The organism is Streptomyces sp. NPDC002467 (assembly GCF_042889825.1).
GTDB lineage: Bacteria > Actinomycetota > Actinomycetes > Streptomycetales > Streptomycetaceae > Streptomyces.
Genome location: NZ_JBIARJ010000002.1, coordinates 149,111 through 166,164, shown reverse-complemented (window position 1 = coordinate 166,164; position 17,054 = coordinate 149,111). Strand labels below are relative to the sequence as shown.

Sequence of the window (17,054 nt, the reverse complement as noted above, 5' to 3'; positions counted from 1 at the left end):
CCCCTGCGTTGTGACCTGTGTGATCCGAAAAGTCTCGATACTCGACAGGTCCCGCACCCGGGAGGGCCACCCGGCCCCCGACGCCCTGCGGGACACCGTGGAGCTGGCCCGCGCCGCCGAGGAGCTCGGCTACCACCGCTTCTGGGTCTCCGAGCACCACAGCGTGCCCGGCGTGGCCGGCTCGGCGCCGACCGTACTGGCCGCCGCGGTCGCCGCGGCCACCGCACGGATCCGCGTCGGCACGGGCGGGGTGATGCTGCCCAACCACCAGCCGCTGGTGGTCGCCGAGCAGTTCGGGGTACTGGAATCCCTCTTCCCGGGCCGGATCGACATGGGCCTCGGCCGCTCCGTCGGCTTCACCAACGGCATCCGGCGCGCCCTGGGCCGCGACACGGGCGACGCGGACCGCTTCGAGGAGCAGTTGGCCGAGCTGCTGGGCTGGCTGGACGGCACCCAGCGGGCGCACCCCGAGGTCCACGCCCGCCCCGCCGAGGGCCTGCGCGTACCGGCCTACGTGCTGGCCACCGGCGAGGGGGCCGGGATCGCCGCCCGAGCCGGGCTCCCCCTGGTCGTCGGCGACCTGCGCACCCGCGGCCGGGTCGCGGAGATCATCGAGACGTACCGCAAGGAGTTCCGCCCCTCCGCCCGGCACGCGGAGCCGTACGTGGTGATCTCCGGGACGGTGGCGGTCGCGGCCACCGCGGAGGAGGCCCGCCGCATCCTGGTCCCGGAGGCCTGGTCCCTCGCGTACTCCCGCACCCGGGGGAGCTTCCCGCCGCTGCGGCCCGCCGAGGAGATCGAGGCCATGGAGATGGCCCCGAAGGAGCGCGAGCTGTACGAGGGCGCCCTGACCGGGCACGTCCACGGCACGGAGGAGCAGGTCGCGGCGCAGCTGTCCGAGGTCGCCGAGCAGACGGGCGCCGACGAACTGCTGGTCACCACGTCCACGTACGACCGCACGGCGCTGCTGGATTCCTTCGAACGCCTGGCGCGCGTGGCGGGGCTCTGAACCCGGGGTACCGAGCGCGGGGCTCTAAACTGGGGCGAATGCACCAGTCGCACCAGTCCCCCGCGCCCCACGCCGACCGCGACCCGTTCGTACGGGTCCGGGGTGCACGGGAGCACAATCTGCGCGGGGTCGACGTGGACGTCCCGCGTGACGCGCTGACCGTGTTCACCGGGGTGTCCGGTTCGGGCAAGAGCTCGCTCGCCTTCGGCACGCTGTACGCCGAGGCCCAGCGACGGTACTTCGAGTCGGTGGCACCGTACGCCCGGCGGCTCATCCACCAGATCGGCGCCCCGAAGGTGGATTCCGTCACCGGGCTGCCGCCGGCCGTCTCGCTGGAACAGCGCCGCTCCTCCCCCGGGTCGCGCTCCTCGGTCGGCACGGTGACCATGCTCTCCAACTCCCTGCGCATGCTGTACTCGCGCGCCGGGACCTATCCGCCGGGTGCGGAGCGACTCGACTCGGACGCCTTCTCCCCCAACACCGCCGCCGGGGCCTGCCCTTCGTGCCAGGGGCTCGGACGGATCCACCGGACCAGCGAGGAACTGCTCGTCCCCGATCCGGAGCTGTCGATCCGTCAGGGCGCCATCGCCGCCTGGCCCGGAGCCTGGCAGGGCAAGAACCTGCGGGACGTCCTGGAGGCGCTCGGCCACGACGTGGACCGACCGTGGCGGGAGCTGCCGGCGCGGGAGCGCGAGTGGATCCTGTTCACCGAGGACCAGCCGGTGGTGACCGTGCACCCGGTACGGGATGCCGACCGCATCCAACGGCCCTACCAGGGCACGTACATGAGCGCCCACCGCTACGTGATGCGGACCTTCGCGGACAGCAAGAGCGCCACCCTGCGGGCCCGCGCGGAGAAGTTCCTCGCCGATTCCCCGTGTCCGGCGTGCGAGGGGCGGCGGCTGCGCCCGGAGGCCCTGGCGGTGACCTTCGCGGGGTACGGGATCGCCGCGCTCGCGGCCATGTCCCTGTCCGACCTCGACGGCGTGCTCGCCTCCGCGCCCGTGGAGGGGGAGGCGGCGCGGGTGCTCGCCGAGGACCTGCGCTCGCGGATCGGGCCGGTCGTCGAGCTGGGGCTCGGCTACCTGAGCCTGGACCGCGCCGCGCCCACCCTGTCCGCGGGCGAGCTGCAGCGGCTGCGGCTGGCGACGCAGCTGCGGTCGGGGCTGTTCGGTGTGGTGTACGTACTGGACGAACCGTCGGCGGGGCTGCACCCGGCCGACACGGAGGCGCTGCTCGACGTACTGGACCGGCTGAAGGAGGCCGGGAACACGGTGTTCGTGGTGGAGCACCACCTGGACGTGGTGCGGCACGCGGACTGGCTGGTGGACGTGGGGCCGCTGGCCGGGGAGCACGGCGGGCGGGTGCTGTTCAGCGGCCCGCCGCGGGATCTGGCGGGGGTGGCGGATTCGGCGACGGCCCGGCACCTGTTCGCCGAACGGGGTGCCGAGCCCGTGCGGCCGGTGCGCACGGCGAGCGGGTCGGTGCGGCTGAGCGGGGTCGGGCTGCACAACCTGCGGGACGTCACGGCCGAGTTCCCCCTCGGGGTGTTCACGGCGGTGACCGGGGTGTCGGGGTCGGGGAAGTCCACGCTGGTGGGCCGTGCGCTGGCCCGGGAGGTCGGGGAGCGGCTCGCGGAGGCGGAGTTCCCCGTACGGCGGCTGGTGGAGGTGGACCAGAAGCCCATCGGCCGGACCCCCCGGTCCAATCTGGCCACCTACACGGGCCTGTTCGACGTGGTGCGGCGGCTGTTCACGGCCGCTCCGGAGTCGAAGGCGCGGGGCTGGAAGGCGGGCCGGTTCTCCTTCAACGTGGCGGGCGGCCGCTGCGAGACCTGCCAGGGCGAGGGCTTCGTCTCGGTGGAGCTGCTGTTCCTGCCGAGCACCTACGCCCCGTGCCCGGAGTGCGGCGGCGCCCGGTACAACGCCGAGACGCTCCAGGTCCGTTACGCGGGGCTGGACATCGCGCAGGTGCTCGGCCTGACGGTGGAGGCGGCGGCCGGCTTCTTCGCGGAGGTCCCGGCGGCGGCGCGCAGCCTGCGGGCGCTGGAGGACATCGGGCTGGGGTACCTGCGGCTGGGGCAGCCGGCGACGGAACTGTCGGGCGGGGAGGCGCAGCGGATCAAGCTGGCCACGGAACTCCAGCGGCTGCGCCGGGACCACACGCTGTACCTGCTGGACGAGCCGACGACGGGGCTCCATCCGGCCGATGTGCGGGTGCTGCTGCGGCAGTTGCACGGTCTGGTCGACGCGGGGCACTCGGTGGTGGTCGTGGAACACGACATGGAGGTGGTGGCGGGCGCGGACTGGGTGATCGACCTGGGCCCGGGCGGCGGCACGGAGGGCGGCCGGATCCTCGCGGCGGGCACTCCGGCGGACGTGGCGGCCTCGGGCGCGGGACGTACGGCGCCCTACCTGGCCCGCGCCCTTCGGGGCTGACCGGTTCGTACGGATCCGGCCTCAGGCGTCGCCCGGGAGCAGGTGTTGCGGCAGCTCGCGGAAGCTCCACTGGCCCTGGCGGCGGGTGAACATCCAGACGAGGTCGTAGCGGTCGGGCCAGGTCGCGGGGAGTCCGAGCACCCGGTCGGCGCCGAGGGCGCGGACCAGGCGGGGGACGCCGGTGTGCTCCCAGCAGACCAGTACGGGCATCGGGGCGGCCAGCGCGGCGCGCACGAGGGCGGGTTCGGCGCCCAGGGCGAACTCCGTGCGTACGGGGGTGTGCAGGGCCGTGGCCAGCGCGGCCACCGTCTGCCGGCAGCGTGCGGGGGTGCCCGGCTTACCGCCACCGGCCGCGAAGACGGCGGCCGGGCGGGGCAGGGCCGCGCCGCGGGTGGGTCCGAAGAGCCGCGGGAGCTCCTCGGCCCGGCGCCGGCCGCGCCCGGCCAGCGAACCGGGGTCGTCCTCGCCCTCGTCGTCCGTGCCGGTGTCGCCTGCGTACGGCTTCTCCGCGTGCCGGATCACCATGACCAGGGCGTCCTTGGCCCCGGTCGGCGCTCCGGGCGCGGGTCCCCGGGCGGGTTCCTCCGCGGAGCAGCCGGCCACCGCCAGCGGGGCGAGGGCGGCGGCCAGTACGGCTCGTCGGCGCGGTCCGGACCCGGCGGTGGCGTGTGGCATGGCGCCCACTGTCGCCGATGGGCGGCGCCCGCCGGGGCGCGGCGCGGCGTACGGCCCGTACGAGCCCCCGGTCGGCGGATCGGGTCAGCCGGTCGGCGGATCGGGTCAGCCGGTCGGCCCAGGCCGGGGGAACCCGGGTCGGCCGGGACCCCGGCCGGGGCGGGCGGGTCCCGGGCCGGCGGCGGCTCGTACGGGGGTGTGCGGGAGCGCGGCGGTCAGCCCTTGCGGACGGCCCGCAGCCACTCCTTGTTCATGGCGGCGATCGACGGGAGCGGTATGCCCTTGGGGCAGGCGGTGGCGCACTCGCCGGTCAGCGTGCAGCCGCCGAAGCCCTCCTCGTCCATCCGGGCGACCATGTCCAGGACGCGCGTCTCCCGCTCCGGCGAGCCCTGCGGCAGCACGTTGAGGTGGTTGACCTTGGCGGAGGTGAAGAGCATCGCGGAGCCGTTGGGGCAGGCTGCCACGCAGGCCCCGCAGCCGATGCACTCGGCGTGCTCGAAGGCGTAGTCCGCGTCGGCCTTGGGCACGGCGGTGGCGTGCGCCTCGGGTGCGGCGCCGGTGGGGGCGGTGATGTAGCCGCCGGCCTGGATGATGCGGTCGAAGGCGCCCCGGTCGACGACGAGGTCCTTGACCACCGGGAAGGCGGCGGCCCGCCAGGGCTCGACGTCGATGGTGTCGCCGTCGGCGAAGGACCTCATGTGCAGCTGGCAGGTGGTGGTGCGCTCCGGGCCGTGCGCGTCGCCGTTGATGACGAGGCTGCAGGCGCCGCAGATGCCTTCGCGGCAGTCGTGGTCGAAGGCGACCGGGTCCTCTCCGCGCAGGATGAGGTCCTCGTTGAGGGTGTCGAGCATCTCCAGGAAGGACATGTCCTCGGAGATCCCGTCGACCTCGTACGAGGCCATGTGACCGGGGGCGTCGGCGCCGCGCTGGCGCCAGACGCGCAGGGTGAGCTTCATGCGTAGCTCCGCTGGGTGGGGTGGACGTACTCGAAGACGAGGTCTTCCTTGTGCAGGACGGGGGCGGCGCCGGTGGCCGTGAACTCCCAGGCCGCCGCGTACGAGAACTCCTCGTCGCGCCGCTCGGCCTCTCCGTCGGGGGTCTGGGACTCCTCGCGGAAGTGGCCGCCGCAGGACTCCTCGCGGTGCAGGGCGTCGAGGCACATCAGCTCGGCGAGTTCGAGGTAGTCGACGATCCGGTTGGCCTTCTCCAGCGATTGGTTGAACTCCTCGCCGCTGCCGGGGACCTTGATGCGCCGCCAGAACTCCTCGCGGATCTGCGGGATCCGGTCGAGGGCCTTGCGCAGGCCTTCGTCGGTGCGGGCCATCCCGCAGTACTCCCACATCAGCTCGCCGATCTCGCGGTGGAAGGAGTCGGGCGTGCGGTCCCCGTCGACGGCGAGGAGCCGGGCGAGGCGCTCGCGGGTCTCGCGTACGACGGCGACGGCCTCGGGGTGGGTGTCGTCCACGGTGTCCCGGTGCGGATGGCGCGCGAGGTAGTCGTTGATCGTGGACGGGAGCACGAAGTAGCCGTCGGCGAGGCCCTGCATCAGCGCGGACGCACCGAGGCGGTTGGCCCCGTGGTCGGAGAAGTTGGCCTCGCCGATGGCGAAGAGGCCGGGGACGGTGGTCTGGAGGTCGTAGTCGACCCACAGGCCGCCCATCGTGTAGTGCACGGCGGGGTAGATCCGCATGGGGACCTCGTACGGGTCCTCCGCGGTGATCCGCTCGTACATCTCGAAGAGGTTGCCGTACTTCTCGGCGACCTTGTCGCGGCCCATGCGGCGGATGGCGTCGGCGAAGTCGAGGTAGACGCCCTGGCCGCCGGGGCCGACGCCTCGACCCTCGTCGCAGACGTTCTTCGCGGCGCGGGAGGCGATGTCGCGGGGCACGAGGTTGCCGAAGGAGGGGTAGATCCGCTCCAGGTAGTAGTCGCGTTCCGCTTCTGGGATCTCGGCGGCGGGGCGGGTGTCGCCCTTGGCCTTGGGGACCCAGATCCGGCCGTCGTTGCGCAGGGACTCGCTCATCAGGGTGAGCTTGGACTGGTGGTCGCCGGTGCGCGGGATGCAGGTGGGGTGGATCTGGGTGAAGCAGGGGTTGGCGAAGTAGGCGCCTCGCCGGTGCGCCCGCCAGACGGCGGTCGCGTTGGAGTTCATGGCGTTGGTGGAGAGGTAGAAGACGTTGCCGTAGCCGCCGCTCGCCAGGACCACCGCGTCGGCGTAGTGGGTGGAGATCTCGCCGGTGATCAGGTCGCGGGCGACGATGCCGCGGGCGACCCCGTCGACGACGACCAGGTCGAGCATCTCGGTGCGGGCGTGCATCTCCACGTTGCCGGCGGCGATCTGCCGGGACAGCGCCTGGTAGGCGCCGAGGAGGAGCTGCTGGCCCGTCTGGCCGCGGGCGTAGAAGGTGCGGGAGACCTGGACGCCGCCGAAGGAGCGGGTGTCGAGGAGGCCGCCGTACTCGCGGGCGAAGGGGACGCCCTGGGCCACGCACTGGTCGATGATCTCGACGGAGATCTGGGCGAGGCGGTGGACGTTGGACTCGCGGGCGCGGAAGTCGCCGCCCTTGACGGTGTCGTAGAACAGGCGGTGTACGGAGTCACCGTCGTTGCGGTAGTTCTTGGCCGCGTTGATGCCGCCCTGGGCGGCGATGGAATGTGCTCGGCGCGGGGAGTCGCTGAAGCAGAACTGGACCACGTGGTAGCCCTGCTCGGCGAGAGTCGCGCCGGCGGCACCGCCCGCCAGGCCGGTGCCGACGACGATCACGGTGTGCTTGCGGCGGTTGGCCGGGTTGACCAGCTTCGCCTCGAAGCGACGGCGGTCCCAACGCTCCGCGACGGGGCCCTCGGGGGCCTTGGTGTCACGGAGGGGTTCGCCGGTGGTGTGGTTGGCGTAGTGAGTGTGCTGCGCGTGGTGCGTGTGCTGCGCGTGGTGCGTGTGGTCGCTCATGGTCAGTTCACCACTCCGGTCATGACGGCGACGGGGACGGACGTGAAGCCCGCGAAGAGGACGAGGGCGAGGGTGTTCGCGAGGAGCTTCAGCGTCCGGTCGCGGCGGGCGTTGCCGGCTCCGAGGGTCTGGGCGGCGCTCCAGAAGCCGTGCCGGATGTGCAGGCCGAGGGCCGCCATCGCCACGATGTAGACGGTGTTTCCGTACCAGGTGGAGAAGGTCGCGAGGACGTTCTGGTACGGGTGCCCGGCCCAGGCGCGCTCGTTGACGGTGAGCGTGGTGAGGTCGAGCAGGTGCCAGACGATGAAGAGGCCGAGGATGACGCCGCCCCAGCGCATGGTGCGGGTGGCGTAGCTCGCGCGGCGGCGCTTGTGGGCGTACTTCACCGGGCGCGCCGTGATGTCACGGCGGCTGAGCTGGTACGCGGAGACGGCGTGGGCGACGACCGCGGCGAGCAGGACCACGCGGACGATCCACAGGGCCCACTCGTAGTGGAGGAAGGGCTCGCCGAGGGTCCGGAGCCAGTGCGCGTAGCCGTTGAACTCGTCCGCCCCGAAGAAGATCTTGAGGTTGCCGAGCATGTGCACGACGAGGTATCCGAGCATGATCAGCCCGGAGACCGCCATGACGGTCTTCTTTCCGATGGTGGAGCCCCAGAAGGTCGGCGGCTTGGGGCCGCCTGTCCGGGTCCGCGTTGCCAGAGCCATGTCTTCGAAGGTAGGGACGAAGGACCCGAAAGGTCCAAGACATGATGTCGGTCATCTTGATAGACATGGACTATGCAATTCCAGCAGCTCCTGTACTTCGTCGCCGTCGCCGAGACCCGCCACTTCACGCGGGCCGCGGAACGGGTGCACGTGGCCCAGCCCTCGCTTTCCCAGCAGATCAAGGCCCTGGAGCGGGAGCTGGGGGCCGAACTCTTCAGTCGGGCGCGGGGCAACATCTCGCTCACGGACGCGGGTGAGGCCCTGCTGCCGCTGGCCCGGCGGATCCTCGCGGACGCGGACACCGCGCGGCAGGAGGTGCAGGAGCTGGCGCAGCTGCGGCGCGGGCGGATCCGGCTCGGGGCCACGCCGAGCGTGTGCACGGGCCTGCTGCCGAACGTGCTGCGCGCCTTCCACACGGCCCATCCGGGGATCGAGCTGCTGATCGAGGAGAGCGGGTCGCTGGACCTCGTACGGGAACTGGCGCGCGGGGCCCTGGACCTGGCCCTGATCGCGCTGCCGCTGCCGCCGTCGGCCCCGGCGCTGACGACGGTGGAACTGCTGACGGAGGACCTGGTCGTGGTCTCGTCCGCGGACCTCCCGCCCCCGGCGGGCGGCGGCGAGCTGACCATCGCCGACCTGCGCGAGGAGCCGATGGTGATGTTCCGCCACGGCTACGACCTGCGCGACCTGACAGTGGCGGCGTGCCGGGCGGCGGGGTTCGAGCCGGTGTTCACGGTGGAGGGCGGGGAGATGGACGCGGTCCTCGGCTTCGTACGGGCCGGGCTGGGCATCGCGGTGGTACCGAACATGGTGGTGGAGCACTCCGGTCCGGGCCTGCGCGCCACCCCGCTCGCGGGCTCCCCCCTGCGCCGCACGATCGCCCTGGCCCACCGCACGGACGTGGCACCACCCCGCGCGGCCCGCGAACTGAAACGCATCCTGGTCGACTGACCCCCGACGAGGCCACCCCGAGCCCGATCCGACGCTGCGGCGGTCGTCACCAACCGAGTCCACGCACCCCGCGCCACACCGAAGCCCCACGGAACGCCGGCGGTCACGACCGACCAGGGACCCGAATGTGGGGCCCGACGGGCGGGCGTCGAACCCGGCGGGCGGGCCGGGGGCGGACTGTCGGGTCGTGCCCGGCGGGCGGGCCGGCAGGGCCCGGCGCTTCGGGCCGGGCACCTCGGGCCCCGTGGGCAGGACCGGTGGGTCAGGGGTGGTGGGCCGGCAGGCCGGCGGGGCGGGCTACGCCCGGCGGCGCCTCGGGCGCCATGGGCACGCCCGCGGGCAGGACCGGTTCACCGGCGCGGCCCACCGGGGCGTCGGCCGGCACCCCGGTCAGCCGGTACACGCCGTCCAGCACCGGGGAGTACACAGGACGTCCCGCCCGACCCCGGTCGCCGGCCGGCCCCCGTACCGCTCCCCGCCCCGATCAGCTCGGTGACATGCCTGGCGACCACGCACAACACCCGCTTTCGCGAACCGACTTCGCGTCGACCCCGTCGACCCCGTCAGGAGGGTATGAGCGGCCCGAGGGTCCGGTCGAGCCCGTCCGCCAGCATGGCGAAGGCGCGGTCGGCTTCGGCGACGGCGGCCGGATAGGCCTCGTCGGCGCTCTGGCCGGCCGAGAGCCGGCGCCAGTTCTCCCGGCCCAGCTCGTGGCGGACCGTCACCAGGTGCAGGGCTGCCAGCCGGGCGCCGAACGGGGGGACCGACTCGGCCTCCAGGGCCTCCGCGAGGAGCTCCACCTCGCGCGCCGTGTAGTGCGCGATCCGGGTCTCCAGGCTTGCCGTGGAGTACAGCAGACCCTGGAAGGCGAGGACGTTCGGGTGGTCGCACAGCCCGGTGATCGGGTCCCGCTCGGCGAGCGCCGCCAGGAAGTGCTCGTGGACCGCCCCCACCGGGGTCCGACCGGCCGGGCGCTCGCGCACGATGCGCGCCACCTCGTCCTGATGGTCGGCGAACCGGTCCAGGACCAGGTCCTCCTTGCTCTGGAAGTACCGGAACAGGGTGGGCTTGGAGACCTCGGCCGCGGCGGCGACGTCGGCCACCGACACGGCGTCGAAGCCGCGCTCCAGGAAGAGTTCGAGCGCGGTGGCCGCCAGCTGGTGGCGCGTACGCAGTTTCTTGCTCTCGCGCAGACCCGTGCGCGGACCCGTCGTGTTCTCCATGCCTCCAGCGTAGCACGAAATCATGACCGGGTTAATTTCGTTACCGGGTTGCATTTCTGCCTCGGTTGCGCTTTCCTTGACTCATCGACGACTCGAAACGAACGCGCAGCGATGAGAGGACACTCCGATGACCGACGTACTGATCGTGGGCTCCGGCCCCACCGGGCTCACCCTGGCGTGCGAACTGGCCTCGGGCGGCGCCACCGTCCGCGTGCTCGAAGCGCGCTCCGGACCCCATCGCGAGTCCCGGGGCAAGGGCCTGACCCCGGACAGCCTGAAGGTGCTCGCCGGACTCGGTGCGGCCGAGGGGCTGGAGGCCATCGGGACCCGGGGCGTGGTCCTGCGCAAGTACTTCGACGGCGCGCACGTCAACGACACCCCGAGCGGCGGCGAGGGCATCCTCATCGGCCAGTGGCAGGTGGAAGAAGCGCTGCGCCGGCGGCTCGCCGACCTCGGCGTCACGGTCGAGTACGAAGCGCGGGTCACGGAGATCACCCAGGACGGGGCGGGAGTCACCGCCTCGCTCGCGGACGGCCGTTCGGTCCGAGCCGGGTACGCCGCCGGGTGCGACGGCGGGCACAGCTCGGTGCGCAGGCTCCTCGGGATCCCCTTCGAGGGACGCACGGAGCAGACGGAGACGATGGTGCTGGGGGACGTGCGGGCGCCCGGGCTGAGCCGTGCGTACTGGCACCAGTGGTTCACCTCGGAGGGCGGCGGGATACTCCTGTGCCCGATGCCGGGGACCGACTCCTTCCAGCTCCAGGCCTCACCGGAGCTCAGTGAGAACGGCGAGGTGCTGCCGCCCTCACTGGAGAGCTTCCAGAGGCTCTTCGACCGGCATGCCCGGGTCCCCGGGATCCGCCTGGCGGATCCCACCTGGCTCTCGGCCTGGCGGGTCAACATCCGCATGGCCGGCCGGATCCGCGAGGGCCGGATATTCCTCGCGGGGGACGCCGCGCACGTGCACCCCATAGCCGGCGGCCTGGGCATGAACACCGGGATACAGGACGCGGCCGCCCTCGGCCGGGCCCTGCTCGGCGCCCTCGCCGGCCCGGCGACGGAGGGCGTGCTCGACGCCTACGAGGCCGAGCGGCTCCCGGCGGCCGCCCGCGTACTGGCCGACACCGCCGCGCGGCACGAGCGGGTACGGGTCGCGATCCGCGAGCCCGGCCGCGGCACGGAGGCGGGCATGGGCTGACACAGCCGCACCGGGCGCCCTTGCCGCACCGGCCCGCCCCTGCCGCACCGGCCGGCGTCAGGGAGAGGAGGGCACGGCGTCCGAGAGGGAGAGGGTGTGGATGCGGTCGGGGGCGCCGGGGCGGGCGTAGTACCAGCCCTGGGCGGTGTCGCAGCCGAGGGCGCGCAGTTGGGCGGCCTGGGCTCCGGTCTCCACGCCCTCCACGGTCACGGCGAGTTCGAGGCTGTGGGCGAGGGCGACGATGCCCTCCACGATCTTGACGTCGACGGGGTTGGCGGGGCTCTGCTGCATCCCCTTCGTGAAGGAGCGGTCCAGCTTCAGGACACTGACGGGAAGGCGGCGCAGATTGGCCAGGTTCGAGTAGCCGGTGCCGAAGTCGTCGAGGGCGATGTCCACGCCCAGCGCGGCGAGCCGGCGCAGCGGTTCGAGGAGTTCGTCGTCGGCTCCTATGAGGGCCGATTCGGTGACCTCCAGGCACAGGGCGCCGGGGGCCAGGCCGGACTTCTCCAGCACCGCCACGGTGTCGGCGACCAGTCCGGGGTGGTGCAGCTGGGTCGGCGAGAGGTTGACGTTGATCCGCAGGGACGCGCCGCCGTGCTTGGACTGCCAGTTGCGGGCCTGCCGGACGGACTCCTCCAGGACCCAGCGGCCGAGCGGCACGATCAGGCCCGTGCGTTCGGCGAGCGGGATGAAGCGGTCCGGCCCCAGTACCCCGTACTGCGGGTGCGACCAGCGCACCAGCGCCTCGGCCCCGTGGACGGTGCCGTCGTGCATGTGCACCAGCGGCTGGTACTCGATGAAGAACTCCCCGCGCTCCAGTGCCGCGGGCAGGGCGTTGGTCAGTCCGTGCCGGGTGATGGCGCGGGCGTCGGCCTCCGCGTCTGCGAACTCGAAGCGATTGCCGCCGGCGGCCTTCGCCCGGTACATGGTGATGTCGGCGCTGCGCAGCACCTCCGCCGCTGTGCGTTCCTTGACGCCGCCCTCGACGATGCCGATGCTGCCGCGGACGGTCAGCTCGCGGCCCTCCAGCCGGATCGGCGTGGACAGGGCGGACAGGATCCGGACCGCGAGGTCGGTGACCTTCTGCTCGGTGTCGCAGCCGGTGGTCAGGGCCACGAACTCGTCGCCGCCGAGCCGGGCGACGACCTCGCCGGGGCCGGTGGCGCAGCTCTGCAGCCGGTCCGCGACCTCCACCAGCAGCCGGTCCCCCGCCGAATGGCCGAGGCTGTCGTTGACCGCCTTGAAGCCGTCCAGGTCCAGGTAGCACAGCCCGAAGCGGTCGCCGCCGGAGCCGTTCAGGGCCTTCTCCAGCCGTTCGAAGAACAGGGTCCGGTTGGGGAGTCCGGTCAGTGCGTCGTGGGTGGCCTCGTAGCGCAGGCGCAGGTTCAGCAGCCGGCGTTCGGTGGTGTCCTCCATCAGCGCCAGCTGGTACTGCGGCTCCCCCGCGGCGTCGCGCAGCAGCGACACCGTCAGATTGGTCCACAGCACGGTTCCGTCGTGCCGGTAGTACGGCTTCTCGACGCGGAAGCTCTCCCGCTCGCCGCGCACCAGCTCCCCGTGCATCCGCCACACGTGCGGGGTGTCGTCGGGGTGGCCCCACTCGGTGACCTTCCGGCCCCGGACGTGCCCTTCCATGCCGCCGAACATCTCCAGCAGCGCGTCGTTGACCTCCAGGATGTTCCCTTCGAGGTCGGCGATGCCGATGCCGACGGCCGCGCCCTCGAAGACCGCCCGGAAGCGCGCCTCGCTGGCGTGCAGGGCCTCCTGGGCGTCGGTGCGTGCCGTCAGCGCGGAGCGGGCGATGGACTCCTGCTCCCTGAGGGTGCGTTCGCGCAGGGCGCGGGCGTAGCCGGCCGCGATCCCGTGCTGGAGCCGGGCGCAGCGGGCCCGGCACTCCTCCGTGGAACCGCCGGCCCCGTCGGCTCCGCCGCAGTAGAGCACCAGGTAGGACTCGATGACGCCGAGGGTGCCGGCCAGTGCCTCCGGGTCGGTGCAGTGCACGGCGACGAGTTCGGCGCCCACCCGCTGGGCGGTCGAGGCGTCGAAGGCGCGGGCGTGCAGGGCCTCGGTGAGGGTGCGGGTGAGCGGCACGAGGTGCCGTTCGAATTCGGGGCGGGTCAGGGAGGTCGCGGTGACCGGGAAGATCGCCCGGCCCCAGATGGTCGCGAAGCGCGCGATCCGGTCCTCCAGACCGCCTTTCGGGGACACCCCGGGAGCGGCGGATCCCGACCCGGCGGATCCCGAACCGGCCGACCTGGATCCGGTCGATCTCGGACCGGCTCCTTCCGGGGTCATGGCCGCGGGAGGCTCCGCCGGCTCGCCGGCGGGCATGCCGGACGCGGTCGCGGACGCACCGGGCCCGGGGACCGGCGCGCCCGGCTGCCGCGGGGCCGACATCTGAACGGGAAGTCTCACGCCTTGCGCCCCACACCGCCGAAGCCCGAGAAGGCGTACGGGTCCTCGGGGACCTCGCCCTCCGTGTCGCCCTCGACGCGGTCCGGCCGCCAGTCGGGCATGGACACGAGGCCCGGCTCCACCATCTCGAACCCGTCGAAGAAGGCGCGGATCCGCTCGCCGCTGCGCATGACGAGCGGGTTGCGGATGTCCCGGTACACGCCGACGGCGCCGCCGGCCACCTCCTCCGCGACCGGGATCCCCTCGAACGAGGCGTGCGTGAGGATCAGCAGGCTGCCGGGGGCCAGCGCGTCCCGCAGTTCGGCCACGGCGCCGTACGGGTCGTCCGCGTCCTCCAGGAAGTGCAGGACGGCGACGAGGAGCAGCGCCACGGGCCGGTCGAGGTCGAGCAGCCGTGCGACCTCGGGCGCGGCCAGGATGTCCTTGGGGTTGCGCAGATCGGCGGACACGACGCCCGTCTGCTCGTCGTCCCCGAGGACGGCCCGGCTGTGCGCCACGGCCACGGGGTCGTGGTCCACGTAGACCACGCGCGCCTCCGGGCTGGCGGCGCGGGCGATCTCGTGGACGTTGCCGAAGGTGGGGATGCCGGAACCGATGTCGAGGAACTGGGTGACGCCCTCGGCGACCGCGTGGCGGACGGTGCGGCGCATGAATGCCCGGTTCGCCTGCATGATCTTGGGCAGGCCCGGGATGAATTCCATGGCGCGGCGGGCGGCCTCGCGGTCGACCTCGAAATTGTGGGAGCCGCCCAGGTAGTAATCGTAGATGCGGGACACGCTGGGCACCGATATGTCGATGCCGGGCGGGGCCCAGGCGGGGCGCTCCATCGGATCTCCAAGCCTTGTTCCGCGGCGGCCCCTCCGGGGACCGGACTCTGTCCGAGCCGAATGTACTGATCATTAGCCAACAGGGCGAGCAAAAGCGGAAATTGGCGATCCGTTCTTCGTCACACACCAAAGTCACGTGCCGGACGGAACGCCCCGGGTGATCGATACCGACAAATCCCCTATGGGAATTGACCGGTCCGCGGTCCGACACGGTCGATGATTGGCTCAAACCTCCTGGGTCGACGCTCCACCCGTTCAGGCGAACCGGAGGCGGGGCCGGGCGTACGGGGGCGCCCCCGGCCCCATGATCCCCGGGTGAACAAAGCCTTAGCCAGGCGCACGCTCGCGGTCCCGGCGCTGCTGTGGGCGGCGTTGTCCTGCGCGTCCATCACGCCGGCCGTGGCCGATAGCTGCGCCTACGCGACGATCGGGAACGGTTCCGCCGCGGGCGTCACCACGGCGGTCGCGGTGGCCGGCGGCAGCGGCCGCGGGGACGGCTCGGGTGGCGGACATCACGGTGACCAGCGGGGCGACCGGGACGACAAGGGGCGCGGCAACGGCCACGACAAGGGCCGCGGCAAGGGCCACCAGGGTGGCCACCACTGCCCGCCTCCCCCTCCGTGCCCACCGAAGCCGACACCGACGCCGAAGCCCACCCCGCCGCCTCCCACCCCGCCCCCGAAGCCGACGCCGAAGCCCCCTCCGCCCAAGCCCGCGCCGCCGCCTCCCGAACCGGCCCCGCCGCCCGAACCCGCGCCGCCACCGCCTCCGGCCCCGAAGCCCGTGGCGAAGCCGGTGCCGAAACCGGTCCCGCCGGAGCCGCCCCCGCCGCCGGTGGTCAAGGCGCCCGCGCCCGTTCCCGTGGCGGCCAAACCGGTGGCACGACCGGCGTACCACGCCGCGGCACGCAAACCGGCGGAGCACCACATCTCGCCGGTGACCTTCACTTTGATGACCGCGGCTCCCGCGGTGCTCGCGATCGTCGCGCTGCGCCCCCGATAGCCCGCGGCCCATGACCCATCGGGAGTCATCTTGTCGGAATGGCTCGTCCTGTCCATCGCGATGGCAGCGGCCTGCGCCGTGGTGCTGTCCATCACCTTCTTCAACCACCGCAGGATCGGCGACGACGACGATCCGAACGAGACCCCGGACGTCATCGAGTACATGACGATGATGATCGGGGTGATCTACGCGATCGTCCTCGGCCTGGCGATCGCCGGCGTCTGGGAGGGCCGCGGGGCCGCCCAGGAGTACGTCCGCCAGGAGGCGCAGGCCCTCCACGAGGTCAGCGTCCGCTCCGAGGTCTACCCGCCCGAGGTGCGCAAGCAGATCCGCGCCGACGTCGACGCGTACGTGACCTACGTGGTCGACACGGAGTGGAAGGCCATGGCCGAGCGCGGCGAGATCACCGACCGCGGCGGGGAGTTGCTGGAACGTATCCGCCGGGACGTCACCGACTACGAGCCGAAGACCGACCACGAGGGGCAGGCGTACCAGCCGCTGGTCGACCAGGTCGCGCTGGCCGACGACGCCCGCAGCTCGCGCGGGGACAGCGCCGGGGCCACCATGCCGGGGGTGGTGTGGTTCGGGCTGATCGCGGGGGCGCTGGTGACGGTGGGGCTGATCTTCACCCTGCAGATCCGGCGGTCGTTCCGCGAACTGCTGCTGGCGGGCCTGTTCAGCGCGCTCATCGCCTTCCTGCTCTTCCTCATCTGGGACTTCGACGCGCCCTTCGGGCGGGGTGTCGCGGCCACCGCCGAACCGTTCCTGACGCAGTTCTCCCATCTGGAGCTCGGCGGCTGAGGCCCGACCGGATCCCGCACGCCCACCCTCAAACCGGGGACGGTCCCTCCGTCCCCGGTTCGGCGTAGGGGCATGCCCCATTCGCCCGTTCCTGATCGCGGGGCACCGCGCCCGGACCTAGCGTGGCGGACATCGAGGCGCACGACCCCCCACGTGCGGAAACCGTTCCGCGGCTGCTCCTCGGGGATCCGGAGAATCAACCATGGGTGCGATACGTACCTCCGCGACTGCCCTGCTGAGCGCCGGCGCCACGTGCGCCGTACTCGCGCTCGGCGCGCTCGGCGCGCCCGCCGCCACGGCGGCCGAGGGTCGGCAGGTCACTTCGTTCGGTTTCACCATCACCCCGTCGACGGTCGCCCCCGGCGGCCAGACGGTGCTCTCCGTCACCGGCTGCAACGCCGCCTATGCCACCGCCTCCTCGGGGGTCTTCGACACCGTCAGCATCGCGCGCGGCCAGACCGCACGGGTCACGGTGGACCGGGACGCCCGGCCGGGGGCCCTGTACTCGGTCTCCTTCACCTGCAACGGGGAGACGGGCTCGGCCGATCTGACGATCTCCGGCGGTTCGACGAGACCGACCACGAGTTCCACGCGGACCGCGACCAGTCCGGCCCGCAGCGTCGTCGGCGCCGTCCGCGGCGGCCTCGGCGGCAGCGTGGCCGGCATGGATCCCCTGGAGCTCGGCGCCGGCGCGGGTCTGCTGCTGGCCGCCGTCGGCGGGACGGCGTTCGCCCTGCGCCGCCGCCGGTCCGGCCGGGGTCATTGAAGACCGCGGTCGGGTGAAGACCCCTCCCCACCGCCGGTCGCCCCGGGTCCTGGCCCGGACCCGGGGCGACCGGCGGTGGGGACGACCGGGGAGGT

General features: G+C 72.9%; 15 protein-coding genes. 7 read left to right on the top strand and 8 right to left on the bottom strand.

What is annotated here, in order from left to right; translation table 11 throughout:
- Nucleotides 1-19: 19 nt before the first annotated feature.
- Nucleotides 20-1,009, top strand: coding sequence for an MsnO8 family LLM class oxidoreductase (locus tag ACFYYJ_RS04100; protein ID WP_389128266.1), 990 nt, complete (start codon nt 20-22; stop codon nt 1,007-1,009).
- A gap of 38 nt (nt 1,010-1,047) precedes the next feature.
- Nucleotides 1,048-3,447, top strand: coding sequence for an ABC transporter (locus tag ACFYYJ_RS04095; RefSeq protein ID WP_389128265.1), 2,400 nt, complete (start codon nt 1,048-1,050; stop codon nt 3,445-3,447).
- A 21-nt stretch (nt 3,448-3,468) separates the two neighbouring features.
- On the opposite strand, the gene ACFYYJ_RS04090 is transcribed toward ACFYYJ_RS04095, so the two are convergent.
- The 4 genes from ACFYYJ_RS04090 to ACFYYJ_RS04075 all read right to left on the bottom strand — a co-directional run bounded on the left by ACFYYJ_RS04090 (nt 3,469) and on the right by ACFYYJ_RS04075 (nt 7,776).
- Nucleotides 3,469-4,122: a hypothetical protein gene (locus ACFYYJ_RS04090; protein WP_389128263.1), complete on the bottom strand. Its 654-nt coding sequence runs from the start codon at nt 4,120-4,122 to the stop codon at nt 3,469-3,471.
- A 215-nt stretch (nt 4,123-4,337) separates the two neighbouring features.
- Entirely contained in the window at nt 4,338-5,078 is a 741-nt protein-coding gene (locus ACFYYJ_RS04085; protein WP_376655114.1) for a succinate dehydrogenase/fumarate reductase iron-sulfur subunit, read from the bottom strand.
- On the bottom strand, nt 5,075-7,069 hold the full coding sequence (locus tag ACFYYJ_RS04080) for a fumarate reductase/succinate dehydrogenase flavoprotein subunit (protein WP_385127998.1): 1,995 nt from the start codon (nt 7,067-7,069) through the stop codon (nt 5,075-5,077). Before ACFYYJ_RS04080 ends, ACFYYJ_RS04085 begins: the two co-directional genes overlap by 4 nt.
- A gap of 2 nt (nt 7,070-7,071) precedes the next feature.
- Entirely contained in the window at nt 7,072-7,776 is a 705-nt protein-coding gene (locus tag ACFYYJ_RS04075; protein WP_385127997.1) for a succinate dehydrogenase, read from the bottom strand.
- Between the two features lie 72 nt (nt 7,777-7,848).
- On the opposite strand from ACFYYJ_RS04075, the gene ACFYYJ_RS04070 reads away from it, so the two are divergent.
- Nucleotides 7,849-8,727, top strand: coding sequence for a LysR family transcriptional regulator (locus tag ACFYYJ_RS04070; RefSeq protein ID WP_389128259.1), 879 nt, complete (start codon nt 7,849-7,851; stop codon nt 8,725-8,727).
- A 262-nt stretch (nt 8,728-8,989) separates the two neighbouring features.
- Here the strand turns inward: ACFYYJ_RS04070 and ACFYYJ_RS04065 are convergent, their stop codons facing one another.
- Nucleotides 8,990-9,154 carry a hypothetical protein gene (locus ACFYYJ_RS04065; RefSeq protein WP_385365724.1) on the bottom strand — a complete coding sequence of 55 codons (165 nt, stop codon included), beginning with the start codon at nt 9,152-9,154 and terminating at the stop codon, nt 8,990-8,992.
- Nucleotides 9,155-9,290: 136 nt separating this feature from the next.
- The gene (locus ACFYYJ_RS04060; RefSeq protein ID WP_385365725.1) at nt 9,291-9,950 is read right to left on the bottom strand and encodes a TetR/AcrR family transcriptional regulator; all 660 of its coding nucleotides are present in this window, start codon (nt 9,948-9,950) and stop codon (nt 9,291-9,293) included.
- 127 nt (nt 9,951-10,077) lie between these two features.
- Here ACFYYJ_RS04060 and ACFYYJ_RS04055 point away from each other — a divergent pair, with 127 nt between their 5' ends.
- Nucleotides 10,078-11,148, top strand: coding sequence for an FAD-dependent monooxygenase (locus tag ACFYYJ_RS04055; RefSeq protein ID WP_389128257.1), 1,071 nt, complete (start codon nt 10,078-10,080; stop codon nt 11,146-11,148).
- A 57-nt stretch (nt 11,149-11,205) separates the two neighbouring features.
- Here ACFYYJ_RS04055 and ACFYYJ_RS04050 read toward each other — a convergent pair whose 3' ends face one another.
- Together ACFYYJ_RS04050 and ACFYYJ_RS04045 are read right to left on the bottom strand one after the other, a co-directional pair.
- A complete protein-coding gene (locus ACFYYJ_RS04050; protein ID WP_389128255.1) occupies nt 11,206-13,443 on the bottom strand; it encodes a putative bifunctional diguanylate cyclase/phosphodiesterase in 2,238 nt (745 codons plus the stop codon).
- A gap of 116 nt (nt 13,444-13,559) precedes the next feature.
- Complete coding sequence (locus ACFYYJ_RS04045; RefSeq protein WP_389128253.1) at nt 13,560-14,390, bottom strand: SAM-dependent methyltransferase; 831 nt, start codon at nt 14,388-14,390, stop codon at nt 13,560-13,562.
- 315 nt (nt 14,391-14,705) lie between these two features.
- On the opposite strand from ACFYYJ_RS04045, the gene ACFYYJ_RS04040 reads away from it, so the two are divergent.
- The 3 genes from ACFYYJ_RS04040 to ACFYYJ_RS04030 all read left to right on the top strand — a co-directional run bounded on the left by ACFYYJ_RS04040 (nt 14,706) and on the right by ACFYYJ_RS04030 (nt 16,959).
- Nucleotides 14,706-15,392, top strand: a complete 687-nt coding sequence (locus ACFYYJ_RS04040) for a hypothetical protein (protein WP_389128251.1) — start codon at nt 14,706-14,708, stop codon at nt 15,390-15,392.
- 30 nt (nt 15,393-15,422) lie between these two features.
- The gene (locus tag ACFYYJ_RS04035) at nt 15,423-16,193 is read left to right on the top strand and encodes a hypothetical protein (RefSeq protein ID WP_385365729.1); all 771 of its coding nucleotides are present in this window, start codon (nt 15,423-15,425) and stop codon (nt 16,191-16,193) included.
- A 202-nt stretch (nt 16,194-16,395) separates the two neighbouring features.
- A complete protein-coding gene (locus ACFYYJ_RS04030) occupies nt 16,396-16,959 on the top strand; it encodes a hypothetical protein (RefSeq protein ID WP_385365730.1) in 564 nt (187 codons plus the stop codon).
- Nucleotides 16,960-17,054 lie beyond the last annotated feature (95 nt).